General features: G+C 72.7%; 15 protein-coding genes. 8 read left to right on the top strand and 7 right to left on the bottom strand.

The window, feature by feature from the left end:
- Positions 1-52 precede the first annotated feature (52 nt).
- Positions 53-10,978 (top strand): amino acid adenylation domain-containing protein, encoded by a 10,926-nt coding sequence (locus tag ACIRF9_RS36970; RefSeq protein WP_403831484.1) that lies wholly within the window; start codon positions 53-55, stop codon positions 10,976-10,978.
- Positions 10,965-12,665, top strand: coding sequence for an ABC transporter transmembrane domain-containing protein (locus tag ACIRF9_RS36965; protein WP_403831481.1), 1,701 nt, complete (start codon positions 10,965-10,967; stop codon positions 12,663-12,665). Before ACIRF9_RS36970 ends, ACIRF9_RS36965 begins: the two co-directional genes overlap by 14 nt.
- 59 nt (positions 12,666-12,724) lie before the next feature.
- Here ACIRF9_RS36965 and ACIRF9_RS36960 read toward each other — a convergent pair whose 3' ends face one another.
- Complete coding sequence (locus tag ACIRF9_RS36960; RefSeq protein ID WP_403831478.1) at positions 12,725-13,822, bottom strand: alpha/beta hydrolase-fold protein; 1,098 nt, start codon at positions 13,820-13,822, stop codon at positions 12,725-12,727.
- An 89-nt stretch (positions 13,823-13,911) separates the two neighbouring features.
- Between ACIRF9_RS36960 and ACIRF9_RS36955 the strand changes: the two genes are divergently transcribed.
- Both ACIRF9_RS36955 and ACIRF9_RS36950 read left to right on the top strand, forming a co-directional pair.
- Positions 13,912-14,124: an MbtH family protein gene (locus ACIRF9_RS36955; protein ID WP_403831476.1), complete on the top strand. Its 213-nt coding sequence runs from the start codon at positions 13,912-13,914 to the stop codon at positions 14,122-14,124.
- A gap of 12 nt (positions 14,125-14,136) precedes the next feature.
- Entirely contained in the window at positions 14,137-14,658 is a 522-nt protein-coding gene (locus ACIRF9_RS36950) for a GNAT family N-acetyltransferase (RefSeq protein ID WP_403831473.1), read from the top strand.
- Positions 14,659-14,719: 61 nt separating this feature from the next.
- Here the strand turns inward: ACIRF9_RS36950 and argB are convergent, their stop codons facing one another.
- Entirely contained in the window at positions 14,720-15,604 is an 885-nt protein-coding gene (argB, locus tag ACIRF9_RS36945) for an acetylglutamate kinase (protein WP_403831471.1), read from the bottom strand.
- A 26-nt stretch (positions 15,605-15,630) separates the two neighbouring features.
- Positions 15,631-16,287: an isochorismatase family protein gene (locus ACIRF9_RS36940; RefSeq protein WP_403831468.1), complete on the bottom strand. Its 657-nt coding sequence runs from the start codon at positions 16,285-16,287 to the stop codon at positions 15,631-15,633.
- A gap of 266 nt (positions 16,288-16,553) precedes the next feature.
- Here ACIRF9_RS36940 and ACIRF9_RS36935 point away from each other — a divergent pair, with 266 nt between their 5' ends.
- Both ACIRF9_RS36935 and ACIRF9_RS36930 read left to right on the top strand, forming a co-directional pair.
- Positions 16,554-18,476 (top strand): copper resistance CopC/CopD family protein, encoded by a 1,923-nt coding sequence (locus ACIRF9_RS36935; RefSeq protein ID WP_403831466.1) that lies wholly within the window; start codon positions 16,554-16,556, stop codon positions 18,474-18,476.
- 98 nt (positions 18,477-18,574) lie between these two features.
- Positions 18,575-18,934: an ArsR/SmtB family transcription factor gene (locus ACIRF9_RS36930; protein WP_403831464.1), complete on the top strand. Its 360-nt coding sequence runs from the start codon at positions 18,575-18,577 to the stop codon at positions 18,932-18,934.
- A gap of 69 nt (positions 18,935-19,003) precedes the next feature.
- Here the strand turns inward: ACIRF9_RS36930 and ACIRF9_RS36925 are convergent, their stop codons facing one another.
- The 3 genes from ACIRF9_RS36925 to ACIRF9_RS36915 form a co-directional block, all read right to left on the bottom strand.
- Positions 19,004-19,717 (bottom strand): DUF1775 domain-containing protein, encoded by a 714-nt coding sequence (locus ACIRF9_RS36925; protein WP_403831461.1) that lies wholly within the window; start codon positions 19,715-19,717, stop codon positions 19,004-19,006.
- Positions 19,718-19,785: 68 nt separating this feature from the next.
- Positions 19,786-20,445 carry a hypothetical protein gene (locus ACIRF9_RS36920; protein ID WP_403831459.1) on the bottom strand — a complete coding sequence of 220 codons (660 nt, stop codon included), beginning with the start codon at positions 20,443-20,445 and terminating at the stop codon, positions 19,786-19,788.
- A gap of 95 nt (positions 20,446-20,540) precedes the next feature.
- A complete protein-coding gene (locus tag ACIRF9_RS36915; protein WP_403831456.1) occupies positions 20,541-21,134 on the bottom strand; it encodes a helix-turn-helix domain-containing protein in 594 nt (197 codons plus the stop codon).
- 380 nt (positions 21,135-21,514) lie between these two features.
- Between ACIRF9_RS36915 and ACIRF9_RS36910 the strand changes: the two genes are divergently transcribed.
- Both ACIRF9_RS36910 and ACIRF9_RS36905 read left to right on the top strand, forming a co-directional pair.
- On the top strand, positions 21,515-22,528 hold the full coding sequence (locus ACIRF9_RS36910; RefSeq protein ID WP_403831454.1) for a peptidoglycan-binding protein: 1,014 nt from the start codon (positions 21,515-21,517) through the stop codon (positions 22,526-22,528).
- Positions 22,529-22,600: 72 nt separating this feature from the next.
- Positions 22,601-24,106: a glycoside hydrolase family 3 N-terminal domain-containing protein gene (locus ACIRF9_RS36905; protein WP_403831451.1), complete on the top strand. Its 1,506-nt coding sequence runs from the start codon at positions 22,601-22,603 to the stop codon at positions 24,104-24,106.
- 66 nt (positions 24,107-24,172) lie between these two features.
- Here the strand turns inward: ACIRF9_RS36905 and ACIRF9_RS36900 are convergent, their stop codons facing one another.
- Positions 24,173-25,399, bottom strand: coding sequence for a glycosyl hydrolase (locus tag ACIRF9_RS36900; RefSeq protein WP_403831662.1), 1,227 nt, complete (start codon positions 25,397-25,399; stop codon positions 24,173-24,175).
- Between the last annotated feature and the right edge of the window lie 4 nt (positions 25,400-25,403).

Raw genomic sequence — 25,403 nt, 5'->3', positions numbered from 1 at the left:
CTTACTTAGGTTAGGCTAACTTTCATACCGTGGAAGGGACGCTGAGTCTTCGATGATCGAACCGCGCGCTCGTCTCGTACTGCTTTCTCCCACCCGGCTGGCCGATCTGCGCCGGCGCACCGGGGACTTCTCCGACCGGATCCTCACCGAAGCGTGTGCCATCGCCCTGTCGTACTGGGCGACGGGCCGCAGCCCCGAGGGCATCGACCTCACCCCGGGCACGCACTTCGCCGATGTCCTCGGTTGGGTCGACAACGGCGGTACCGCGCCCGGCGGTTGGGAGGTCGGAGCCGACGACCGCGGCGTCCGCGTCCCGGACGGCGTCGAGCAGGCCGACGCGCAGCTCGCACTGGACGACCTGGCCGACTTCCCGGACCGGCCCCTCGGCACCGTCGGCCCGTCCGGCGTGGCGGCGAGGCTCGAGGCCCTGGCCGAGTGGAACGACACCCGGGCCGACCGGGTCCGCCCGACCATCGTGGAGATGTTCCGCGAGCAGGCGCGGACCAGGCCGGACGCCATCGCCGTCGTCGACGAGCACCGGTCGCTGACCTATCGTCAGACAGCCGCGCTGTCCAGCCAGTTGGCCCACCACTTGATCGAGCGCGGGCTCACCGCCGAACAGGTCGTCGGCATCTCCCTGGCCCGCTCCGCCGACATGGTGATCGGGCTGCTCGCCGTCCTCCAGGCGGGCTGCGCGTTCGTACCGCTCGATCCGCAGTGGCCCGCCGCGCGCCGGGCCGTCGTCATCCAGGACGCCCGGGTCGTGCTCCAGCTCAACGACTCGGGCGAGCACGACCCCGAGGAACCGGCAGCCGTGGCCGTCGACCTCGGCGACTGGCGGTTCGGCTCCTACCCCGCCGAAGGGACCGACGTCACCGTCCTCGGCGACGCCCTGGCGTACGTGATCTTCACCTCCGGTTCGACCGGGCGCCCCAAGGGCGCGATGATCCGTCACGAGGCGATCAGCGAGCGCCTGCTGTGGCAGGTCCACGAGATCCTGGGCTTCGGCTACGACGACGCGTCCCTGTTCAAGGCGCCGTTGTCGTTCGACATCTCCATCAACGAGATCTTCCTGCCCCTGGTGAGCGGCGCCCGACTGGTGGTGCTGCGCCCCGGCGGCGAACGCGACCCGCACCATCTCCTCGGCGTGATCGCCGAGCAGCGCGTCACCTTCACCTACCTGGTGTCGTCCATGCTGGACGTCCTGCTGGAGATGGCGGGCGACTCCGGCCGCCTGGACAGCCTGCGGCACGTGTGGTGCGGCGGCGAGGTGCTCACCCCGGAGCTGTACGAACGGTTCCGCACCCAGCTCGACATCCCCCTGTACCACGGCTACGGCCCCGCCGAGACGACGATCGGCGTCTCGCACGTCATCTACCGGGGCGCGGCGGAGCGCCTGTCGACCTCGATCGGCAAGGCCAACCCCAACACCCAGCTGTACGTCCTGGACGACGAACTGCGCCCCGTCCCGGTCGGCGTCGGCGGCGAACTGTACGTGGGCGGATTCCTCCTCGGGCGCGGCTACGTCAACGCCCCCGGCCTGACGGCGTCCCGTTTCGTCGCGAACCCCTTCGCCGCGGACGGCTCCCGGCTGTACCGGACCGGCGACCTCGCCCGGTTCGCCCCGGACGGATCGCTGGACTTCCTCGGCCGGGCCGACAACCAGATCAAGATCCGCGGTATGCGGCTGGAGATCGAGGACGTCGAGGTGGGCCTCGCGGAACACCCCGGCGTACGGCACACCTGTGTCGTCGCGAAGAAGAACGCCGTAGGCGGCACCTACCTGGTCGGGTACGTGATCCCGTCCGCCGGGCACGAGGACCTGCGGCCGGACGAGGTCAGGGCGTGGGCCGTCGACCACATGGTGGAGTACATGGTGCCCACCCACATCGTCGTGATGACTCGGTTCCCGCTCACCGCGAACGGCAAGCTCGACCGCAACGCGCTCCCGGAGCCCACGGTCACCACGGGCACGCTCGTCCGGCCCACCACCGACACCGAGCGCGCGGTGTGCGCGGCGGTCGCGGCCGTCCTGCGGCTGGACGAGGTCGGTGTCGACCAGGACTTCTTCCGGCTCGGCGGAGACAGCATCCTGGCGATCTCGCTGCTGAGCGCACTGCGCGAGGCGGGCCTCTACGTCACGGCACGGCAGATCTTCACCAGCACCACCGTCGGGGCGCTCGCGGCGGTGGCCGGCCATGAGGACGTCGCCATCGTGGACCACCGGGACGTCGCGACCGGTTCCGTCGTGGGATCGCCGATCGTGCAGTGGCTCGGCGAGACCACGGACGCGATCGACGGGTTCGTGCAGTCGGTGGTGCTCAACACCCCGGCGGACCTGACCGCCGACACCCTCGACGAGATCCTCACCGCCCTGGTCCGGCGGCACGACATGCTGCGCGCCAGACTGGTGCGCGGCGACCGCTGGAGCTTCGACATCCCGGAGGCGGACCGGGCCACCGCGGCGTGGCAGGAGAGCGACCGGCCGCTCGACGCGTGCGTCGCCCTCGCCACCGACGGCCTGGACCCGGCGGACGGCGTGATGCTGCGCGCCGTGTGGCGCCGCGCGGCACGGCAACTGGTCCTGGTCGCCCACCATGTGGTGATCGACGGCGTGTCCTGGCGGGTCCTGATGGACGACCTGGCCACGGCTTGGCGGCGGTTCACCTCGGGCACACCGATCGAACTGCCCGCGGTGGGCACGTCGTTCCGGCGCTGGACGCAGCTGCTGGAGCGTGCGGCGTTCGACGCGGACAGCTCCTACTACTGGCGTCCCCTGCCGGCGGACGACCGACCCGTGGGCCGGCGCGCGCTGTCCGCCGCCGACACCGTCGCCCACGAGCGACTGCGGACCGTCACGGTCGGCCCAGAGACCACGGCCGCACTGCTGGGCGAGATCCCCGCGAAGTTCCACGCGGGTGTCAACGACGTCCTGCTCACCGCCCTCGCCGTCGCCCTCGCCCGCCGGCGCCGCGACCTCGGGCAGGACCAGACGTTCGCCTACATCGAACTCGAGGGCCACGGCCGCGAGGGCGGGTTCGTGGCGGACTCCGCCGGCTTCGAGCCGGAACTGTCGCGGACCGTGGGCTGGTTCACCACCCTGTTCCCCGTGGTCGTGGACCCCGGCGCGGCGGCCGACCTCACGGCGCCCGCGTACCTGGCCGCCGCGCTCAAGGCCGTCAAGGACGACCTCACCCGGGTACCGGACAACGGCGTCTCCTACGGCGCCCTGCGGTACCTGACCGGCACCGAGTTCGACGCGCCCGCCCCGCAGGTGCTGTTCAACTACCTGGGCCGCTTCGACGCGGGCGCCTCGGGGGACTGGGAACTCGCCTGCACCACAGGCCAGTTGGGCGAGAAGCGGGACCCGAGGATGCGTCTGCCGCGCCCCCTCGAGTTCAACGCCATCGCCGAACCCGCCGCCACCGGCGCGTACGAACTGGTCACCACCATCTCCTGGCCCGACGGGATGTTCGGCGACGACGACATCGCGACGCTCGCCGCGTACTTCCAGGACGCCCTGACCGGGCTGGCCGCGCTCGGCCAGGGCGGCCACTCGCCCAGCGACTTCCGCCTCGTGCCGCTCACCCAGGCCGACGTCGACGCACTGGACGGCCCGGCCCTCAGGGACATCCTGCCGCTGACCCCGCTGCAGGAGGGCCTCTACTTCCACTCGGTCTTCGACGACGACTCGGCGGGCGCCTACGTCGAGCAGCAACTGCTCACGCTCGACGGCGAGGTGGACGCCGACCGGCTGGCCGCGGCGGCCACCCGGCTGCTCACGCTGTACCCGAACCTGGCCGCGCGGTTCACGGCCCTCGCCGACGGCCGGGTGGTCTCCGTGCTGGAGAACGGGGTGCTGGCGCCCTTCACCACACTGGACCGCCCCGGTATCACCGACGACGAGATACGCGCGCTCGCCGAACGGGACCGCCGCGCCGGGTTCGACCTCGCCACCGGCCCGCTGATGCGGTACACGCTGATCCGCGCGGGCTCCGGACGGACCGTGCTGGTGCAGACCGTCCACCACATCGTCGCCGACGGCTGGTCGGTGCCGCCGATGCTGCGCGCGCTGCTGGCCGAGTACCACGCACCGGGCACCGTGTACCCGGTCGGCGGCTTCCCCGACTACGTGCACTGGCTCGCCGGACGCGACGACGACGAGAGCGACCGGGTGTGGCGCGAACAGCTCGCCGAACTGCCCGGCCCCTCGCTGGTCGCCGAGGGACACACCCCGTCCGACCGGTTCGCCGACACCGCCCTGGAGCCGGAGAACGACATCGACGCGGCCGCCCGGTCGGCCGGCGTACCGCTGAGCGTCGCCGTGCACAGCGCCTGGGCCGTGACGCTGGGCTCCCTCCTGCGGGGCAGGGACGTGCTGTTCGGTTCCACGGTGTCCGGGCGCGACGCCGAGGTGCCCGGCATCGAGGACATGGTGGGTCTGTTCATCAACACGATCCCCGTGCGCGCCCGGTGGACCGCCGCCACCACGGCGCACGACCTGCTCGCCTCGGTACGCGAGCACCAGAGCGCGGTGCTGCCGCACCAGCACGTCTCGCTCGCGCGGATCGGCCGCCAGGCCGGTGCCGGCTCCCTGTTCGACACGCTCGTGGTCTTCGACGTGGCGACCGACGTCGACGCCCTCCGGCGGCCCGACGACACGCTCGTCATCACCGACCTCGTGAACGAGGGCGCCCCGCACTACCCGCTGACGCTGGTGGTGGAACGCGCGCTCGACGGCCGTCCGCGCTTCAACCTGATCTACGACGGCGTCCTGCTGGGGGAGACGAGCGCCCGGGAGATCCTGCGCACGTTCACCCGGACCCTCACCGCCCTGCTCGGCCGGCCGGACGCCCTGGTCGACGACCTGACAGCCGAGAGCGACCGGCTCGCCCCCGTCACCCCGACGACCCTGGGCGCACTGTTCGACGCCGCCGCGCACCGCGACCCGGCCGCCACCGCCGTCACCCAGTGCGGTCTCGACGGCGCCACGCACTCACTGACGTACGGCGAACTGGCCGCCGCGAAGGACGAGTTGGCCTCGGCCCTGCGCGTGGCCGGGGTCGGACCGGGCCGACGGGTCGCCGTCGCCCTCCCGCGCTCCGTCGAGCAGGTCGTCGCCCTGGTCGCGATCGTCAGCGCGGGCGGCGCGTACGTGCCGCTGGACCTGGCGTACCCGGACGAACGCCTGGAGTACATCCTCACCGACGCCGCTCCCCAGGTCGTCCTCGTGGACCGCGAGCAGCGGGACCGTTTCACGGAGCTTTTGGCCCGGACGGGTGTGCCGGCCCGGGTCCTCGTGCAGGGAGACGAACCGCCGGTCGGGGACACCACTCGGCCCGAGGTGAGGTGGCACGACCCCGCCTACGTGATCTACACCTCCGGATCGACCGGCCGGCCCAAGGGCGTCGTCGTCCCGCACTCCAGCGTGGTGACACTGCTCTCCCGCACCCGGCCCGCCATGGACTTCGGCCCGCACGACGTGTGGGTCCAGTTCCACTCCTTCTCCTTCGACTTCGCGGTCTGGGAGCTGTGGGGCGCGCTGGCGCACGGCGGTGAACTGCTCGTGCCGGAGTACGGGCTCACCCGCTCCCCGGTCGACTTCCACCGGCTGGTCCGCGAGCGCGGAGTGACCGTGCTCAACCAGACCCCCTCCGCGTTCTACCAGTTCATCGAGGCCGACCGGCAGGCCGGCGAGCCGCTCACCGCACTGCGCCGGGTCGTCTTCGGAGGCGAGGCGCTGGATCTCGGACGGCTGCGCGGCTGGGTCGAACGGCACGGCACCGCCTCGCCCGAACTGGTCAACATGTACGGCATCACCGAGACCACCGTCCACGTCACCCACCGGGTGCTGACCGACGAGGACTTCGGCCCCGGCGACGACGTCAGCCCCATCGGCGGCCCGATCCCCGGCCTGGTCACCCACCTGCTCGACGACCGGCTCCGGCCCGTGCCGCCGGGGCGGGCGGGCGCCATCTACGTCGCGGGCGACCAGGTGTCGCTCGGCTACCTCGGCAGGCCGGCCCTGACCGCGGGCCGCTTCGTGGCGAACCCGTTCGCGGGCGACGGCTCCCGCATGTACCACACGGGCGACCTCGCCCGCCGCACACTCGACGGCGAACTGGAGTTCCTCGGCCGCGCCGACGACCAGGTCCAGCTCAAGGGTTTCCGGATCGAGCCCGCCGAGGTGGAGAGCGCGATCAGGGAACTCGACGGCGTGGTCGACGTGGCCGTCACCGTGGCGGACGGCGGGGACCATCTCGTCGCGCACGTCGTCGGCCGGGTGCCCGGCGACCTCACCGCTCTGCTGTCCGCGAAGCTGCCCGCGCACATGGTGCCGAGCCGCGTGCTGCCGGTCGACGCGCTGCCGCTGACGGTCAACGGCAAACTCGACCGCAAGGCCCTGGCCGCACGGGCCGCGCAGGCCCAGGACGACACCCCGGCGGCCGTCGATCCATCCGGCGACACCCCGGTGGCCGCGGGCGATACCGCGCTCGCCGCGCTGGTCGGCGTCTTCGCCGAGACGCTGCCCGGTGCCGCCGTGGACGCGGACACCGACTTCTTCCGGGCCGGGGGCGACAGCATCGTCGCCATCACCGTGATCAACCGGGCCCGGGCCCTCGGCCTGCCGATCGCGCCCCGGGACGTCTTCCTGCTGCGGACCCCGCGCGCGCTCGCCGCACACCTGGCGACCCGCGCACCGCAGGCCACCACGTACGCCCCGGCCCGCCACGAGGACGGCCCGCTCGCCCCGACGCCGATCATCCTGCGTCAGCGGGAACTGGGCGGCTCGCTCGCCCGGTTCGCCCAGGCCAGGATGATGACCGTCCCCGAGGGCACCGGGTTCGCCGACATCGAGCGCGCCGCGCACGCCGTCGTCGCCACGCATCCGCTGCTGCGGCTGCGGCTGCGCGTCGAGCACGGCGTATGGGCGCTGCGCACCGAACCCGACCGCGAGGTCACCGTCGTACGGCCCGGCACGACCGATGCGACGACGGCGGCGAACGAGGCCGCCGCGCGGCTCGATCCCGAAGCCGGGGACGTCGTCGCGTTCTCGTGGCTGGAACCGACCCGCACCCTGGTGGTCACCGTGCACCACCTCGCCGTCGACTCGGTGTCCTGGCTGGTCCTGCTGGACGACCTGGCGGCCGCGCTGCGCGGGGAGGCACTGGCGCCCGCCACCACGTCGTACGCCGAGTACGCCGAGGCACTGACCCTCCCCTCCGCCCACTCCCTCGACGACCTCGGACACTGGATCACCACCCTCCAGGCGCCCCCGCTGCTGCCCACGGTCGCCGGGCTGCGGGAGACCACGGTCGTCCTGCCCGCCGACGTGAGCGACCGCGTCACCCGGACCGCGCCCGCCGCGCTCGGCGTCGGCCTCACCGAGCTGCTGTGCGGCGCGCTGCGCACCGCGCTGACCCATGTCCAGCCCTCACCCACCGACCTCGTGGTCGACCTGGAGCGGCACGGCCGGGTCCCGGTCCTCGGACACCACGACTACACCCGCACGGTCGGCTGGTTCACGTCGATCGCACCCGTGCGGCTCACGGCGCACACCGACCCCGTCGCGGCGGCACGAGAGATCGCCGCACGCCAGCCGGACGAGCGCGCGCACGTCGGCTACGGCCGGCTCAGGTACCTCGACCCGCAGACGGCACCGCTCCTGACCGCCCGCCCGCAGGTGCTGTTCAACTACCTCGGCCGGGGCAGCGAGTCCCAGGCGCTGCACCTCACCGGCGGCGACCAGGGCAGCCAGTACGCCGTCGAGGTCAACGCCTGGCTCGACGACACCACCGGGAGCCTGCACGCGGCCTTCACCCTCGCCGAGGGCATCCCCGACGAGGTCACCGACCACTGGCTCACCGCCCTGGGACGCGTCGCGGACGCCTCCGCGTCGGCCGAGCGCACGGCACCGGTCACCCCGCTCCAGCGAGGCCTGTTCTTCCAGGCCCAGCTGGCGGGCTCGGCCGGACACTACGTCGCGCAGAGCTGGTTCACCTTCGACCGGCGCCTGGACACCGACGCGCTCGCCGAGGCGATGGCGCACGTGATCGCACGGCACCCGGTGGTGGGGGCCGGCTTCACCACCGACGACGACGGAAACCCGGTGCAGGTCCTCAGGGCGGGCCGGCGGGTCGACGTGCGTACGGTCGAGCTGTCGACGGATGCCGAGGTCGACGCGTTGCGCGCCCGGGACCGCGACACCGGCTTCGACCCGGGTGAGCCGCCGCTGATCCGGCTGACCGTGGTGCGTCTGCCCGACGACCGCGACGGCCTGCTGCTCAGCTACCACCTGCTGCTGTGGGACGGCTGGTCCCGCGAGATCGTGCTGCGGGACCTGTTCGAGGCCTACCGGGCCGTCGTCGCGGGCGAGCCGCTCGACCCGTCCCCGGCCACGCCGGGCTTCGAGGACCACGCCCGGGCGCTCGACGCCAGGGACCCCGCCGTGTCGGAACGCTTCTGGGCGGATCACCTGGCCGGCCTCACGGGCCCGACCCTGCTCGCCGGACCGGCGCCGGTCCTGTCGGACGAACTGCCGCGCGCACTGGTGCACACGCTCTCCGCCGAACAGTCCGACCTGCTGCGGGAAGCGGCCCGGGTGCACGGCGTCACCCTGAACTCGGTGCTGACCGCGGCCTTCGGCCTCCTGCTGGGCGCACACACGGGGCGCGGCGACGCCGTGTTCGGCGTCACCGTCTCCGGCCGGGACGGCGAAGGCCTGGACGGCATCGTCGGCGTGCTGCTCAACACCGTGCCGATGTGGACGCGGGCCCGGCCCGACGACACGGTCCGGGAGTACCTGTCGGCCGTACAGGCGGCCAGGGTCGAGGCGATGGAGCACGAGCACCTCGGACTCGGCGAGATCCAGCGGGCCAGCGGGCACGACACCCTGTTCGACAACCTGTTCGTGCTCCAGAACTTCCTGGACCTGGACGCGTTCGCCGAGATGAACGCCCGGCACGGCATCACCTCGGTGAAGGCGGACGACTCCACCCACTACCCGTTCACCTGGGTCGTCACGCCCGGCGACCGCCTCACCGTCAAGCTGGAGTACCGCGACGACGACGCCGACAACGCCCGGCGTCTCCTCGACGACTACCTCCACGTGCTCGAGGACCTGGCCCGCTCGACCGGACCGCTCGGCGCGTTGCGGGGGCTGGGGCCGGAGCCCTCGCGCGGCGAGCGCACGGACATCGGCACGGACACCGTCGTCGACCGGTTCGACCGGGCGGCGGACCGCGATCCGGAAAGGGTGGCACTCGTCGCCGACGGCGCGACCCTGACCTTCGCGGGGCTCCGGGACCGCAGCCGCGCGGTGGCCGGTGTGCTCGCCGCGCGCGGCATCGGGCCCGAGACGACCGTGGGGCTCGCGATCCCGCGCTCCCTCGACTCGATCGTGGCGCTGTTCGCCGTGCTGCGGGCGGGCGCCGCGTATGTGCCGCTGGAGCTGGACCACCCGGACGAGCGGATCGCCGCGATCGTCGCCGACGCCCGCCCGGACGTGGTCCTCACCGTGAGCTCCGTGTCGCCCCGGCTGCCCGGCCCGACCGGCGACCTCATCGAACTGGACCGCCCGCTGCCCGAGGCCGAGCCGTTCGTGACGTTCGCGCCGGACGACCCGCACCGTCTGCGCCATCCCGCGTACACGATCTACACCTCCGGATCGACCGGGAAGCCGAAGGGCGTGGTGACCGAGTACGCGGGCCTCACCAACATGCTGATCAACCATCAGCGCCGGATCTTCGAGCCGGTGCTGGCGGAGCACGGCCACCGGGTCTTCCGGATCGCGCACACCGTGTCGTTCGCGTTCGACATGTCGTGGGAGGAGCTGCTGTGGCTCGCCGACGGCCACGAGGTGCACATCTGCGACGAGGAACTGCGCCGCGACGCGCCCCGGCTGGTCGAGTACTGCCTCGAGCACGGCATCGACGTCATCAACGTGACCCCGACGTACGCGCAGCAGCTGGTGGCCGAGGGGCTGCTCGGCAACCCGGCGCGGCGACCGGCGCTGGTGCTGCTGGGCGGTGAGGCCGTCACCCCGACGTTGTGGCAGCGGCTCGCCGAGACCGAGGGGACGGTCGGCTACAACCTGTACGGACCCACCGAGTACACCATCAACACCCTCGGCGTCGGCACGTTCGCGTGCGAGGACCCGGTGGTCGGTGTGGCGATCGACAACACCGACGTCTATGTGCTGGACCCGTGGCTGCGGCCCCTGCCGGACGGGATTCCCGGTGAGCTGTACGTGTCGGGCATCGGCATCGCGCGCGGTTATCTCGGGCAGCCCGGTCAGACCGCGCACCGCTTCGTCGCGTGTCCGTTCGGTGAGCCCGGCGAGCGTATGTACCGCACCGGGGACCTGGTGGTCCGGCGGCCCGACGGGAACCTGACGTATCTCGGCCGCACCGACCAGCAGGTCAAGATCCGGGGTCACCGGGTCGAACTGGGCGAGGTCGAGGCCGTGTTCGCGGCGCACCCGGCGGTGCGGTTCGTCGCCGCGGTCGCCCAGCCCGACCCGCAGGTCGACGGCGCGTACCGGTTGGCCGCCTATCTGGTGCTGGACGGGGCGGAGTTGGTGTCCGTGACGGCCGAAGTGGGCGCCGGGCTGCCGGACTTCCTGCGTCCGACGCACTACGCCCAGGTCGACAGCATCCCGCTGACGGTGAACGGGAAGGCTGACACCAAGGCGCTGCCTGAGGCCAAGCCGCTGGGCGCGCTGACCACGGCGGGGGAGCGCGGGCCGGAGACCGGGACCGAGACCGTGGTGTGCGAGTTCTTCGCCGAGGCACTGGACCTGGACGACGACGAGGTGAGCGCGGTGAGCGACTTCGTGTCCCTGGGAGGACACTCCATGCTGGCGGTACGTCTGATCGGGCTGCTCCGCCGGGAGTTCGGCCCCGTGATCACGATCCGTGACCTGTTCACCCTGCGAACCCCGGAAGCGATGGCCCGCCACATCGATGACCACTCCTGACACGAAGCGGCCCCGCCCGGGGTCCGACATCCTGAGGACCGCGCTGCGCCGCAATGTCGGCGCCATGGTCTCGGGCACCGTCCTCATGGGTCTGTACCAGGCGGGCGAGACCGCCTTCCCCATCGCCCTCGGCCTGATCGTCGAACACACGATGCGCAGTCGCAGCCTCGGCTCGCTCGGCCTGTCGATCGCCGCGCTGGCGGTGATCATCACGACCGTGTCGCTGTCGTGGCGGTTCGGGATGCGCGTCCTGCAGAAGGCCAACACGACCGAGGCGCACCGCTGGCGGGTGAGGGTCGCGGCCTGCGGACTGCAGCCGGTGGCCCGGGACGTCGACCTGAAGTCCGGCGAGGTGCTGACCATCGCCACCGAGGACGCGGACCAGACCGCTGACATCATCGAGGTGGTGCCGCTGCTGATCAGTTCACTGGTCGCGGTGGTGGTCGCGGCGGTCGCGCTGGGCCTGGCCGACATCCGGCTCGGCCTGCTGGTGATCGTGGGAACCGTCGCGATCATGTCGATCCTGAGCGTGCTGTCCAAGCGGATCGGTTCCAGTACCCAGGAACAGCAGGCCCGGGTGGCACGGGCGGGCGCGAAGGTCGCCGACCTGATCACCGGCCTGCGCCCGCTGCACGGGTTCGGCGGCAACCACGCGGCGTTCCGGTCCTATCGGAGGGTCAGCACGGAGGCGAAGGTCCAGGCGATCACCGTAGCCAGGGTGAACGGGGCGTACGCGGGAACCGCGCTGGCCCTCAACGCGGTCCTCGCCGGCGCGGTGACGCTGACGGCGGGCTGGCTGGCCTTCGACGACCGCATCACCATCGGGGAACTCGTCATGGCCGTCGGGCTGGCGCAGTTCATCATGGAACCGCTCAGACTGTTCTCGGAGATGCCCAAGTACGTGATGATCGCGCGCGCGTCGGCCGAGCGGATGGCGCTGGTGCTGTCCGCGCCGCCGGTGACGACCCCGGGGTCCGAGCGGCCGGCCGCGGGCGGCGACCTGGAGATCGACTGCGTGCGCCACGGGCTGCTGCGCAAGCTGAGGTTCCGGGTGTCCGCCGGTGAGTTCGTGGCGATCGCCGCCTACCAGCCGCGCGCGGCCGCCGACCTCGCGGCGGTCCTGGCGGCGAACGTCCCGCCCGACGCGTACGAGGGGGTGGTGCGGGTCGGCGGACAGGAACTCGCGGACCTGTCGATCGAGGCGGTCCGGGAGCACCTGCTGGTGAACCCGTACGACGGCGAGATCTTCGCCGGCACCCTCCGCACGAACATCGACCCCTCGGGCACCAGCCGGATGGTCCCGGAGGCCGTCGAGGCGTCCATGCTGACCGACGTCGTCGCCCTGCACCGCGAGGGACTCGACTACGGCGTGCGCGACCGCGGCGCGAACCTCTCCGGGGGGCAGCGCCAACGGCTGTCCCTGGCCCGGGCGTTGGCGGCCGACGCCGACATCCTCGTGCTGCACGATCCGACGACGGCCGTCGACGCGGTCACCGAACAGCTCATCGCGCGCAACGTGGCGAAGCTGCGCCGGGGCCGCACCACCCTCGTCATCACCAGCAGTCCGGCCCTGCTGGACGCCGCCGACCGGGTCCTCGTCCTGGACGACGGAGTCATCACGGCCGAGGACACCCATCGCAACCTCCTCGCCACCGACGAGGACTACTGCCTGGCGGTGGCCAGGTGACCCGCTGAGCGGACTCGGGCTCCCCGAGGCCGCCCTCCGGTCCGGCCCGGGTCCGGGCCTCAGGCCAGGGCCCAGGCGACATCCCTGAGCAGGGCGTGCCGCCAGCCCGCCCGGTCGTGGCCCGACGCCGACCGCGACACCCGTACGGTCGCACCGGCCTGTTCGGCCAGGGTCTCCACCAGGCCGCAGTGGGGGAGCATCTCCGTCTCGTGTTCCCCCACGTCGAACGCGACCCGCAGACCGGACAGATCGGGCCGCTCCCGCAGGCGCGCGGCGACGGCGCCGCCGACCGGTCCGCCCAGCGGGTCCGGCAGGTCCATGGCGTCGGGCGTCCACCAGAACGACCCCGACTGGCAGGCGACGCGGGACACCAGGTCCGGGAGTTCCAAGGCCGCGTACAGGGCGCTCAGCCCGCCGAGGCTCTGTCCCGCGACCACCAGCCGGTCCCGCTCGGCGGGTACGCCGGTCTCCGCCACCAGCGGCAGCAGTTCGTCCCGGACCGCCTGCCACAGCTCGGGCCGGCACGTGAACTCGCCCGCCCTGTCCTTGGCCGGCAGGAAGACGAGCGTGACCGGTGGCATCTCGCCACGGGCGACGGCCGAGTCGAACGCGGTCATGGCCGGGTGCAGATACAGCCAGTCGTCCCCGTCGAGCAGCAGGACCACCGGTCCACCACCGCCCGCCGGGTGGACGCGTACGGTGCGCCGCCCGCCGAGCCGTTCGCTGGCCCAGCGGAGCCGGGTGCGCGGGAGGGGCAGTACGACGTCGGTGCCGGAGCCGATGAGGGGCCAGTGCGGCTGGGCGGGCGCGTCCGGGGTCGCGGCGATGGACCGGTCACCGCCCGCACCGACCGGGTTGTACGGATCGGCGTACGCCGCGTCGCCCACGAGGAACTGATAGGTCACCCGCAGCCGCGCGGGCATGCGCACCTCGGCGTACCAGCAGTCCGTGGCGGCCCACCGGCGCAGGGGCACCGGCTCCGACCAGCTCTCGAAGCCGACGCTCGCCGCTTCGGACCCGCGCCGCAGGAACAGGGTCACCCAACCGTCGCCGTCCGGTATCGACACCGGTGTCCTCGCGGCCGCCCAGAACGCGTCGGTGCCGGGTGTGCCGGGCAGTCCGAACGCGACGAAGGTGTCTTCCCCCGCCAACCCCATGAACGTCTCCTTGTGGAGCGGAATGCGAGAAGGCTAAGCTCGCCTTTTATTAGGCGAGCCTAACCTAATTTTTCCAGGAGGCACCGCGCATGAGCACGAACCCCTTCGACGACGCCGACGGCCGTTTCCTCGTCCTTGTGAACGGCGAGGGGCAGCACTCGCTCTGGCCGTCCTTCGCCGAAGTGCCCGGGGGGTGGAGGACCGTCTTCGGTGAGAACACCCGGGACGCGTGCCTGGAGTTCATCGAGACCCACTGGACCGATCTGCGCCCCCGATCCCTCTCGGCCGCGACGGACGGCTGAGGAAGGACACCCTTGATCACGGCTACGCCGCGCCCTGCTCCGCCGCGCCCCACCGCTCCCGTACCGACGCCCTCCGTGCGGACCGGACGTCGGAGGGACGCCGTCGCACTCGCCGACCTGTCCCTGCCGTTCGTGCGCTCGGGGGCGCTGCGGGAGCGGCCCCTCGCCCTGTTCGCCGTCCACGCGGCCGACTTCCTCGTGACGGAGGCGCCCGACGGCACTCTCGAGGGCTGCGTGGGCCTGCGCGAGTACCCGGCCGGTTCGGAGGAGGGGCGCGGACCCGCGGGCGTTCTGTACAACTTCTGCGTGGCCGGGCACCGGCAGGGAGGCGGAGTGGGGGCCGGGCTCCTGCGGGCGGCGGTGGCCAGGGCGCGCGCCCGGTCGCTCGGTTCCCTGTTCACGGCGACGACCGGCGGGGGCGACCTGTTCCTCCGGCACGGGTTCGCGCCGTCCGCCGCCCGCCTGGCGCCTCCGTCCTGGGCGGACTCCCTGGATCCCCGGCGCGACGCGCGGATCCTCGCGAGGATCCTGTGACTCCGGGCTCGCGTGCGGACGCCGGTGACAGCCGGCGTCCCTGACGCGAGAGACCGGCCTGTCAGACGCTGTCGGGAACCACGGTGGTGCCGGGGCTGGTCTCGCCGAGGACGCCGCGCAGCACCGCGTGCGGCACCCGGCCGTCGAGCACGTGTGCCTTGCGGACACCGCCGCGCACGGCCCGCAGACAGCCCTCCATCTTCGGCAGCATCCCGCTCGCCAGCCCCGGCAACAGCCCGCTCAGCGCATCGGCCGTCAGGCGCTCGATCACCTCGGTGCTGTGCGGCCAGTCGGCGTACAGCCCCTCCACGTCCGTCAGCATCACCAGCCGCTCGGCGTCCAGGGCCACGGCCAGCGCCGACGCCGCGAGATCGGCGTTGACGTTGTAGACCTCCCCGTCCTCGCCGCGTGCCACGGGGGAGACCACCGGGATGTGACCCTGCTCCAGGAGCGCGCGCACCATGTCCGGGTTCACGTCCACGATGTCGCCGACGAGGCCGATGTCCACCGGCCGGCCGTCCACCCAGGCCGACCGTCGTACGGCGGTCATGGTGTGGGCGTCCTCGCCCGTCATGCCGACGGCGAACGGCCCGTGGCTGTTGATGTGGCCGACCAGTTCCCGCTGGACCCGGCCGGTCAGCACCATGCGCACGACCTCCATGGTCTCCCGCGTCGTCACCCGCAGGCCCGCCTCGAAGCGGCTCTCCAGGCCGAGACGGTCGAGCATCGCGCTGATCTGCGGCCCGCCGCCGTGTACGACGACCGGGCGCAGGCCCGCCTGCCACAGCTCCACGACGTCCTGGGCGAACGTCCGTTGGAGGTGCGTGTCCACCATGGCGTTGCCGCCGAACTTGACGACGACCGCGCTGCCTCGCAGGTGCTCCGGCCAGGGAAGTGGCCGAAGGGACGGGTCCGCGTCCGTGTGCTCCGTACCGACCGCTGTCATGTCTGTCCCACCCCGTTCACTGTGGCTCACGCGTTCTTCGGTTCTCTGCGCAGGAGCAGGGCACGCAGCAGACCGTCCGTCATGCAGACCACACCGCTGCGCGCGGCCCACCGAAGCGCCAGGGCGTGGTCCTCGGTGGAGAAATCGGCCACCGCGTCGGCGACGACGAACGGCTGGATGTCGTTCATGAAGGCGTCCGCCGCCGTGAGCAGGACGCCGAGGTGTGCGTACACCCCGCAGACGATCAGCTGGTCGCGGCCCTTCGATCGCAGCAGCCTGCCCAGATGGCTGCGCAGGAACGCGTTGTGGCGCACGTTCGCCAGCAGATGCTCGCCGGGGCGAGGGGTGAGGGGGGCGACGATCGCGGCGGCTTCCCGCTCCTCGCCGATGCCCGGACCCCACATGTCGGCGACGAGCCCGCGCCGGTCCGGCGGCTGTCCGGCCGGCTCGGCACTGAAGACGACCGGCATGTGCAGCGTCCCCGCGAATTCCCTGAGCGCCGCGATGTTGTCGACGAGTTCCACCACGGGGGAACGCCCCGCGGGGAACGCTCCGACGAAGTGGTTCTGCATGTCGTGGACCAGCAGCGCGGCGCGGTCCGGATCGATCCTCCAGGAGACGCGCGACCGGGGGAGGGAGGAGCGGTCCGGCATGGGGTACGGATCGATGGCGGGCAAGCCCATGGGTGATCTCCCTCCCCGGATGAGGCATCGCCGGATCGCCGAGATTTCTTAGCTTAGCCTAACCTAAATAATCTCGCGCCGGTTCGCATTCGGCCCGACTCCCGGAGGCTTGGCTGTCCGTCAACTGCGGTCCGGTTGCCGGGAGTTGCTCACCAGCGGCTCGGTCGGCTCCCGTCGGCGGCCGCCGTGGACTGAACACGCGCGCGGGGACAGCCGTAGGTCACAGGTGGAGCACAGTGTGACCCCCACCTCCTGGAGTCCGGTTCATGAGTACCTTCGCCGTCTTCCGCCCGGGCCGCCGGGCGGGGGCCCTGGTCCTGCTGCTGGGAGCGGTCCTCGGACTGCTCCTCGCGGGCGCCGGACCCGCCGCCGCCCACGCGAAGGTGCGCGGCACCGACCCGGCCGAAGGCGGCGTCGTGAAGACCGCCCCCAGCGAGGTCACCATGACCTTCACCGAGGACATGACCCTCCTCGACGACTCGATCAAGGTCCTGGACCCCGACGGCAGGCGGGTGGACGTGGGCACCACCGAGCACGTCGGCTCCGACCGCGCCACCGCCCGCGTCGCCCTGCAGAGCGACCTGGGCGACGGCACGTACACCGTGTCGTGGAAGGCGGTGTCGGCCGACAGCCATCCCATCGGCGAGGCCTTCGTGTTCTCCATCGGCAAGCCGTCCCCGACGAAGGCCGTCGTCCCCGACACCACACCCGGCGGGGGCCTGGCCGGCACCCTCTACTCCGCGGCCCGCTTCGTCGCGTACCTGGGTTACGTCCTCATGGTGGGCACCGCGGCCTTCCTGCTCGTGTGCTGGCCGGCCGGCGCACGGCTGCGCCGGACGCGACGGCTGCTCCTCGCCGGCTGGACGACCCTGCTCCTGTCCGGCCTCGGCCTGCTGGCGCTGCGCGCGCCGTACACCACGGGTGAGGGCCTCGGCCGCGCGGTCGCCTTCGACGCGCTGCGCGCCACCCTCGACACCGAGGCCGGCTCCGCGTTCATGGTGCGGCTCCTGCTGCTGGCGGGAGCCGGGATGTTCCTGGTCGTGGTCGCGGGCTCCGAGGGCCGTCCGGCGGACACGGCGGACGGCGAGCCGAGGGGCACCCGCCCGTCGCCCGGACAGCGCACCCCCGCAGTGATCGTGGCCGGTGGCCTCATCGCGGCGGCGCTCGCCTACACCTGGGCCATCACCGGGCACGCCGCCGCCGGACCGCGCACGGCACTCGCCGTCACCGTGGACGCCCTGCACCTGGTGGCCGTGGCCCTGTGGCTGGGCGGACTGGCCGCGCTGATCACCGTGCTCTTCCGCGCGCGCGAAGGCAGTGAGGTACCCGCCGAGGCCGTCGTCCGCTTCTCCCGCCTCGCGTTCGTCTCGGTGGCCCTCCTCGCCGGCACCGGCCTGTACCAGTCGTGGCGGCTGGTCGGCTCCTGGGACGCCCTGCTCTCCAGCCGCTTCGGCACACTCCTGCTGCTGAAGTCGGCGGCCGTGGCGCTCGTGCTGGCGGTGGCGTGGTTCTCCCGGCGCTGGACGGCCCGCCTGCGCGAGCCCGCAAAGCCCGCCCAGGCGCCGGAGGTCAGGGAACCCGCCCTCGTCACCACGGTCGCCTCACCGGGGACGACGGCGGACGCCGGGCGCTCCGACGCGGACGCCGAGCGCCTTCCCGTCGAGGACGTTCCCCGGGACCTTCCTCCGCGGACCCCCGAGGCGAGGCGCGGGCTGCGCCGCTCCGTCGCCGTCGAGGCCGCCCTCGCCCTCGTCGTCCTCGGCATCACCACCGTCCTGACCGAGACCACCCCCGCCCGCACCGAGGCCAACGCCTCCACGGCCTCGACGGTGACCGTCGGGGCCCAGCCGAACACCGTCAGCCACACCGTCCCCTTCGACACCGGCGCCGAGAACGGCAGCGGCAAGGTCACCGTCACGCTCAGCCCCGGAAGTGTCGGCCGCAACGAGGTCCAAGCTCTCGTCTACGGCGTCGACGGCGGCTATGTCTCCATCCCGGAACTCCGCATCACCTTCACCAGCGCCGACGGCGCCGTGGGCCCGCTCGACGCCGGCCTGGAGAACCGGGGCGGCTACTGGCAGACCGGCAACCTCCAGCTGCCCACGGCCGGTGAGTGGAAGATGGCGGTGACCGTGCGGGTCTCGGACGTCGACCAGTCCACCAGTACGAAGACCGTCACCATCGACTGACGCCCCGGCAGCGCGCCCACGCCGGCCGCGATCAGGCGTGGCCGTACGCGTTCCCGGACGCGTCCGTCCGCCCGTCCCCGTGGCTCTAGGCTTGCCTCATGCCCGAAAGCCACCTCGTCTCACCTGCGGCCGATGCGCATCTGCACGCCCCGGACAGTGCACGGCTCGCGGAGGCGACCGGGGTCTTCGCGATGCTGTCGGACGCCACCCGGCTGCATCTGCTGTGGCTGCTCGCCCAGGGCGAGTCCGACGTCGGCTCGCTCACCGACCGCTGCGAGGCGTCCCGCACGGCGGTCAGCCAGCACCTCGGCAAGCTGCGCCTCGCCGGACTCGTCGACACGCGTCGCGAGGGCCGGCACATCTACTACCGCCTCAGCGACGGACATCTGCGACGCCTGGTCCTCGAGGCGCTCAGCCACGCCGACCACCGGGTGAGCGGGCAGGCCCCACACGACTGATCCACGGCCGCGTGCGAGGGCCCCCGCACCCCGGGGCGACCGGCGTGCGAGGGCCCTCGGCACGGCACGTCACTCCGCGGCGGTGCCGCCCTTGCGCCGTACGAGGAACACCACGGCCGCGGCGACGACGAGGACGCCCGCGACGATGCCGGCCCAGGCGCCGCCCGACAGACCGCCGTCGTCCTCCTTCTCCTCGGCGGCGTCGGACTGCGGGGACGCGGAGGCCGTCGTCTCCTCGGCGCTCGGGGCCGGCGACGCGGACTCGGACGCGCTGGGCGAGGGGGACCCGATCGGCGTCGCGCCCGCCGCGGCGGCCTTCAGCTTCAGGACCGGGGCCGGGTTCTCCCCGTTCTCGTCCAACTCGATCCAGCGATCGGTCTGTCCGTCGCTGTAGCTCTGGACCGTCTTGAACGCGAGCTCCTTCGCGTCGGGAAGCTGCTTGACGACGATGGAGTACTCGGCGTTGACACCGGCCTTCAGCGCCGGGCCCTTGACGGTGTAGCCGTCGTCGCTCGCGGTGAGCTCCCAGCCCTTGGGGCCTTCCCCGTACGTCACGTCGGCCGGCGCGATGCCCTCGGGCAGGACGACCCGGATCTCGGTGACGCCGGCGGTGGCCGACTCCGACTCCGCGTCGAACTCGATCTCGACGTTCTGGGCGAGGGCCTGCGCGTTGTCGGACTCGATCTCCACGTGCGCGGCGGCCGGCCCTGCGGTCAGCAGGACGGCGGTGGCGGCGACGGCGGTCGCCAGGGTCAGACGGCGGGCAGCGCTGTGCTTGTTCATGGTGTTGGGTGTCTCCAGGCAGGGGGGACCGCGCGGCGACTCCTTCGCGAAGGCCGCGCCGGTCGGGGTCAGTTGGCGAGAGCGAACCCCGCCCGGGGAGGACCCCTCCGTACCACCACGTCCGTGAGCACCGCCGCCTGGGGCGGCTTCCGTTCCCGCCACACGAGGGCCGGCCCGCCGAGGCGAGGACCGGCCGGCGCCGGCCGGTCCTCCCACAGCACGCGCGCCAGGGCGATCCGCGTCTGTACGGCGTCCACCGCGGCGGTCAGTCCGCGCGCCAGCGACCAGCACACCGCGTCGGCGCGATGCAGCAGCAGGGCGACCAGCACGGCCACGACCGCGTGGGCCACCGTCATCGCCGTGGAGGCGTACGTCCGCCCGTGCCAGGCTTCATGGACGACCGCCCCGTGACCCGGGTGCGCCGGAGCCATCGTCATGGCACCGCCCGACGGATCGTCACGGTGTCCCGCCATGAGCCAGACGTGCAACCCTGCCTGAGCGGCACCGCAGGTCGCCACGACCGTGGCCAGGGAGCGGGGCCGACGGGTACCGACGAGACCGACCCCGAAGAGCAGCGCCGTCGCCACTGCGCCCTGCCACCAGGGTGCCGGTCCGCCCGCGACCAGATGGTGGGCGCTGACCCCCAGCACCGTCCCGACGGTCGCGAACACACCGGCCCGAAGTGCGGGCAGGGGCGCGTGGTGCGTCGTCGTTCGGAACTCGGTCATGACCCGCCCATCATCGACCATGGCCTGACCCACCCGGAGGCGGGATCCCTAAAGAGCGTGTCGCCCGCATTCGGGCGTTTCGCGGACGAGACCCCTCACCCTTGCCCGGACAGCAGACCGGGCAAGGGGTCGAGGTGCAGTTGCGGCCGGGTGCCGTCCTCGTGGTCACCCCGGCACTCCGTCGTGGAGTGGGAAGGGGAGGGCGACGGGGAAGGTGAGGGCGCAGACGAGGGCAAGGGCGAAGGGGACGACGCGGCCGCGGGGGAGAGTTGTCGGTCCCGGGCGGAGCTGTAACCCTCCCCCCGGGTCAACGCGGCGGTGAGCACGGAGCCCAGGACGGCGGCGAGCACCGCGATCACGATCCACTGCCACCTCGCGCGCACGGAGCCCGGGACGGCCGCAACCGTGCCCGACCCGGAGGCGGTCCCGGAAGCGGCCCCCGCGGCAGCTTCCGGGACCGTCTCCGAAACGGTCTTCGGCCCCACCCCACGGCGGTCACCGGCCTCCCCGTGCAGACCCAGCGCGAGGGTCAGCTCCTCCGGTGAGCGCCCCAGCACCTCGTGCATCGCCCGGATCACATCGGGCCGGGCGACCGTCGGCCGGACCCGGTGCAGATAGCGGGAGAGCATCTCCTGACTGATCCTCACCCCCCGTTCGGTGATCCGCCGGGCCAGCGCCTCCTGGGTCATCCGCCCCGGCGCTTCCTTCCACCAGCCGCGCAGTAACTGCGCGAGTTCGCGTCTCGGTCTGTTCTCACACTCGTCGCGCAGAGCGCCCATTGATGCATCCCCCTTGGAACCCCGTGCATCACCGCACCTGGGCGGCGTGCATAGAGCGTCGTGTGTGCATGAATCAGCTGATCCGGCGGGAGAGTTGAGTCCGCCGGAGACAGACGGGCACGGTGGTGTCACCCCCACCTGATGATGCGGCCTCCTCCCGCCGCACGCCCCCTCCATGTTCCGACGGAGACCCGACTGTGCCCACGCACGCACCGTCTCGTGACCGACGGCCCCGGGTCTCCCCTCAACAGAGCCAAGGACGCGATTCCATCAAGGAAGGGAACAACACCATGGACAACGGGACGAAGCGGCAGCACCGGCGTCACCTCGCCTCCGCCGCCCTCCTCACCGCCGCCCTCGTCGGTGGCGCCCTGGCGGCCGCCCCGGCCGACGCGGCAACGGCCCGGTCGGGCGAGGCCGCCGTCGCCGCCCAGGCCACCTCCTGGCCGACCGTGAAGTCCGGTCAGCGCGGGGCGGACGTCGTCACGGTCCAGCTCCTGCTGACCGCGCGGGGCTACGCCACCACGGCCGACGGTGTCTTCGGCTCGGGCACGGTCTCCAAGGTCAAGGCGTTCCAGCGGGCCAAGGGCCTGACCGCGGACGGCATCGTCGGTCCCAAGACCTGGGCCAAGCTGGTCGTCACGGTCAGGTCGGGATCCAGAGGCAACGCCGTCAAGGCCGCACAGCGCCAGCTCACCGACAACGGCTACGCCCTGACCGCCGACGGCGTCTTCGGCTCGGGGACGACCGCCAAGGTCAAGGCGTTCCAGCGGGCCAAGGGGCTCACCGTGGACGGCATCGTCGGTTCCAACACCTGGGCGAAGCTGGTGAGCGGCGGCGGCAGCACCAGCGGTACCGTCACGCTGAAGTTCGACAAGAACCCCGCGGACCAGACGTCGTCGAAGCTCTATGTGCTCCGCGGCAGCACGGTCGTCGCAAGCTACCGCGCCGGCTCCGGCACCACCAAGAACGAGTGCACGAGGAACAAGGGCTGGCTGCCCAACGGCTCCTACACCATCGGCATGCACTCCCGGACCTACAACGGCAGCCTGATCAAGGGCTATGTGATCCGGCTGGCCGACAAGAAGTGCTCCAACGGCACCTCGCGCACCGAGCTGTTCATCCACAGCGAGATGACCCGCAACGGAGGCCAGGGCAGCATCGAGCGCGAGCGGTGGACCGACCGCAACCCGGTCGACTTCTACTCCAACGGCTGCATCAAGCTGCGGCCCGCCGACATCAAGGCCCTGTTCGGGGTGCTCGACCAGGTCGGCTGGCCGAAGACGCTGAAGGTCGTGAGCTGAACCCCTCCAAGGAGTGAATCACTGAGCCATTGAGAGGTTGACTTTCGGCTCGGTGAGCCAGAGGATCCGGGGGTGACGCACTCCGCCCCCGGGTCCGTCGGCCCGGTTCTCCCCGCCGTCCTCGACGAGGCGGCCCACCGCTGCCTCGTCGCCGGATTCGACGGCACGACGACCGTCCCCGACACCCTGAAACGGCTCATCGACCGTGGACTGGGCGGGGTCATCCTCTTCACCCGCAACGTCCGCGACGCCGACCAGGTCAGGCAGCTCACCGGCACGCTGCGGGCGTTGCGCCCGGACCTGCTGGTCGCCATCGACAACGAGGGCGGCGGCATCGGTCATCTGGTGGCCGCGGACGCGCCCGAGGTGCCCGGCTCCTGGGCACTCGGCGTCGCCGACGACCCGGCGCTGACCGCCGCCTGTGCCGACGCCCTGGCGGGACATCTGCTCTCGCTCGGCATCACCGCCTCCTACGCCCCCGTCGCCGACGTCCAGAGCCGGCCCGAGAACCCGATCGTGCGCACCCGCTCCTTCGGCGCCGACCCGGAGCTGGTCTCCCGGCACCTGCGGGCCTGGATCGAGGCCACCGAGGCGCGGGGGGTGGCCTCCTGCGCCAAGCACTTCCCCGGTCACGGCGGGACCGTCACCGACAGCCACCACGAACTGGCGGTCGACCCGCGGCCGTACGACCGGCTCGACCTCGCGCCCTTCCGGGCGGCCGTGGACGCGGGCGTGCCCATGCTGATGAGCGCCCATGTCGTCTTCCCGGCCCTCGACCCGGACCGGCCCGCCACCCTCAGCCCGCGCATCCTCTCCGAGCTGCTGCGCGGCGAACTCGGCTTCGACGGCGTCCTGGTCAGCGACGCGCTGGAGATGAAGGCCATCGCCGACCGCTACGGCGAGGCGGCCGGCGCGCGTCTCGCGCTCGCCGCCGGAGCGGACCAGGTCATCGTCGCCGTACCGGACCTGGAGGTGACCCTGGCCTGCCGGGACGCCGTGCTCGGCGCCCTGGGGTCGGGCGAGCTGGCCGAGGAGCGGGTGGCCGAGGCGGCGGAGCGGGTACGGCGGCTCGCGCTGCGGTACGCGGTGCTGCCGTACCGGCCGGACGACCTGGCAGCCTGGGACACCGGGGCCGGGCCGGCCGCGGCGCGGCGGGCCGTGCGGAGGGGTGGGTTTCTGCCGGAACCCGTGCCGGGCGCCCATCTCGTCGACTGCTTCCCGCCCCCGCACCCCGCGCTCAACTGGGGCGGCGAGGACCTCCTGACCGAGCTGACCGCCCTCGACCCGACGGCCACGGGGACGGCGGTCGCCGGGGAGCCGGGGGACGCCGGGGCCTTCGGGGCCCTCATCACAGCTGCGCTCCGGGCCGCGGAGGGGCGGCCGCTGGTCGTCGCCGTGTGCGATGCCGAGCTGTATCCGTGGCAGGCGCGGCTGCGCGACGCACTCGTGGCCGCGCGGCCGGACGCGGTGCTGGTCTCCACCGGGTTGCCGGAGCCGGGCAGCGCGGTGTGCGCGTACGGCAGGGGGCGCGTCAATCTGCGCGCGACGGCCGAGGTCCTGACGGGACGGATGTCCTGACCGGGGGCGGGGAGGGATCCGGGGCCGGAGTCCCGGCCGGCCCCGGATCCCGCCGCCCCGCTCCCCTCACTTCGCGTCGATCAGCTCCGTGATCCCCCTCGCCGCGAGGTACGCGGAGTCCTCCGCGCGGTCCGCCAGGACCACCGCCGGGCGGGTGCCCTCCTGACGCAGCCGCATCCACGCTTCGAAGAAGGCGCCGCCCGGACCGGAGACGGACCGTGTGGACGGCGTGCAGTCCAGGACCAGGGCCGCGGTGCGGGGCGTCGGCGTGGCCGGGGCGGCGCGGAGTTCGGACACCGTGGCGGACAGGGCGCCGGCGATCGGCTTGGGGCGGCCGGCCGAGTCGAACAGGCCGAGCGTGTACTCCAGTTCGGGGAAGTCGGCCAGGGATCGGTCGACGTCGTGCGAGCACCACCAGGTGACGCCCCACAGCCGTGCGCAGCCGGCCGCGTTGCGCAGGGTCGCGCGGGCGAAGTCGGGGGCGTCGGCGGCCGGGACATGAGGCTCGGGAGCCCCGGTCTCCTGGACCCAGACCGGGCGGCCCGGGTCGGTGGCGTAGGCCGCCGCCAGCTCCGTGCCGTACTCCGCGAGATGGTGCACCTGCGGTGAGCGCGGGCCGTAGCGGCGGGCGCAGTCGGCGGAGAACACCCAGGGATGGACGGTGGTCAGGTCCCCCTTGCGGGCGGAGGCCTCCGGGGTGAAGGGGTGGTCGTCGCCGTACCAAGCGGCGTCGTACGCCGAGTGCGTGACCAGACCGCCGCCCTCGCCCAGTCCCTCCCGCGCGGCGGCCAGCAGCGTGTCCAGGTAGTGGTCCACCTCGGCCGGCGTCACCGGGTTGTGCTCGACCAGGTTGTTGAGCTCGTTGCCGAGCTGGAGGCCGAGGAGACGGGGGTGGCCGGAGAGGGCGTGGCCCAGCGTGCGCAGCAGCGTCGCCTGGGCCTCGATCGCCTCGGGGTCGGTGAACACGTTGCGGTGGTGCCAGCCGCGGGTCCACTCCGGGTAGAAGTCGAAGCTCGACAGATGGCCCTGGACGCCGTCCACGAGGACGTCCAGACCGCACTCGGCCGCCAGGTCCACCAGACGGACGAGCTGGTCCACGGCCGACGTACGGACCAGGGTGCGGTTGGGCTGGAGCAGGGGCCACAGGTGGAACACGCGGACGTGGTCCAGGCCCAGCGCGGCGATCTGCGCCAGGTCCTCCCGCGCGAGCCCGGGATCGAAGTCGTGCCAGGCGTGGAACCAGCCCCGACGTGGGGTGTAGTTGACCCCGAAGCGGAGTGCGGGCGTGTCGATGGCG

Origin of the sequence: Streptomyces sp. NPDC096132 (assembly GCF_044763345.1) — a bacterium.
Lineage (GTDB): Bacteria > Actinomycetota > Actinomycetes > Streptomycetales > Streptomycetaceae > Streptomyces.
The sequence above is the reverse complement of the archived record's forward strand: the minus strand, read 5'-3'. Positions and strand labels throughout refer to the sequence as shown.

Bases quoted from the DNA above. Each gene is read 5' to 3' on its own strand.
- ACIRF9_RS36970 (WP_403831484.1), top strand. From the start codon at position 53: ATGATCGAACCGCGCGCTCGTCTCGTACTGCTTTCTCCCACCCGGCTG.
- ACIRF9_RS36965 (WP_403831481.1), top strand. From the start codon at position 10,965: ATGACCACTCCTGACACGAAGCGGCCCCGCCCGGGGTCCGACATCCTG.
- ACIRF9_RS36960 (WP_403831478.1), bottom strand. From the start codon at position 13,822: ATGGGGTTGGCGGGGGAAGACACCTTCGTCGCGTTCGGACTGCCCGGC.
- ACIRF9_RS36955 (WP_403831476.1), top strand. From the start codon at position 13,912: ATGAGCACGAACCCCTTCGACGACGCCGACGGCCGTTTCCTCGTCCTT.
- argB (WP_403831471.1), bottom strand. From the start codon at position 15,604: ATGACAGCGGTCGGTACGGAGCACACGGACGCGGACCCGTCCCTTCGG.
- ACIRF9_RS36940 (WP_403831468.1), bottom strand. From the start codon at position 16,287: ATGGGCTTGCCCGCCATCGATCCGTACCCCATGCCGGACCGCTCCTCC.
- ACIRF9_RS36935 (WP_403831466.1), top strand. From the start codon at position 16,554: ATGAGTACCTTCGCCGTCTTCCGCCCGGGCCGCCGGGCGGGGGCCCTG.
- ACIRF9_RS36930 (WP_403831464.1), top strand. From the start codon at position 18,575: ATGCCCGAAAGCCACCTCGTCTCACCTGCGGCCGATGCGCATCTGCAC.
- ACIRF9_RS36925 (WP_403831461.1), bottom strand. From the start codon at position 19,717: ATGAACAAGCACAGCGCTGCCCGCCGTCTGACCCTGGCGACCGCCGTC.
- ACIRF9_RS36920 (WP_403831459.1), bottom strand. From the start codon at position 20,445: ATGACCGAGTTCCGAACGACGACGCACCACGCGCCCCTGCCCGCACTT.
- ACIRF9_RS36915 (WP_403831456.1), bottom strand. From the start codon at position 21,134: ATGACCCAGGAGGCGCTGGCCCGGCGGATCACCGAACGGGGGGTGAGG.
- ACIRF9_RS36910 (WP_403831454.1), top strand. From the start codon at position 21,515: ATGGACAACGGGACGAAGCGGCAGCACCGGCGTCACCTCGCCTCCGCC.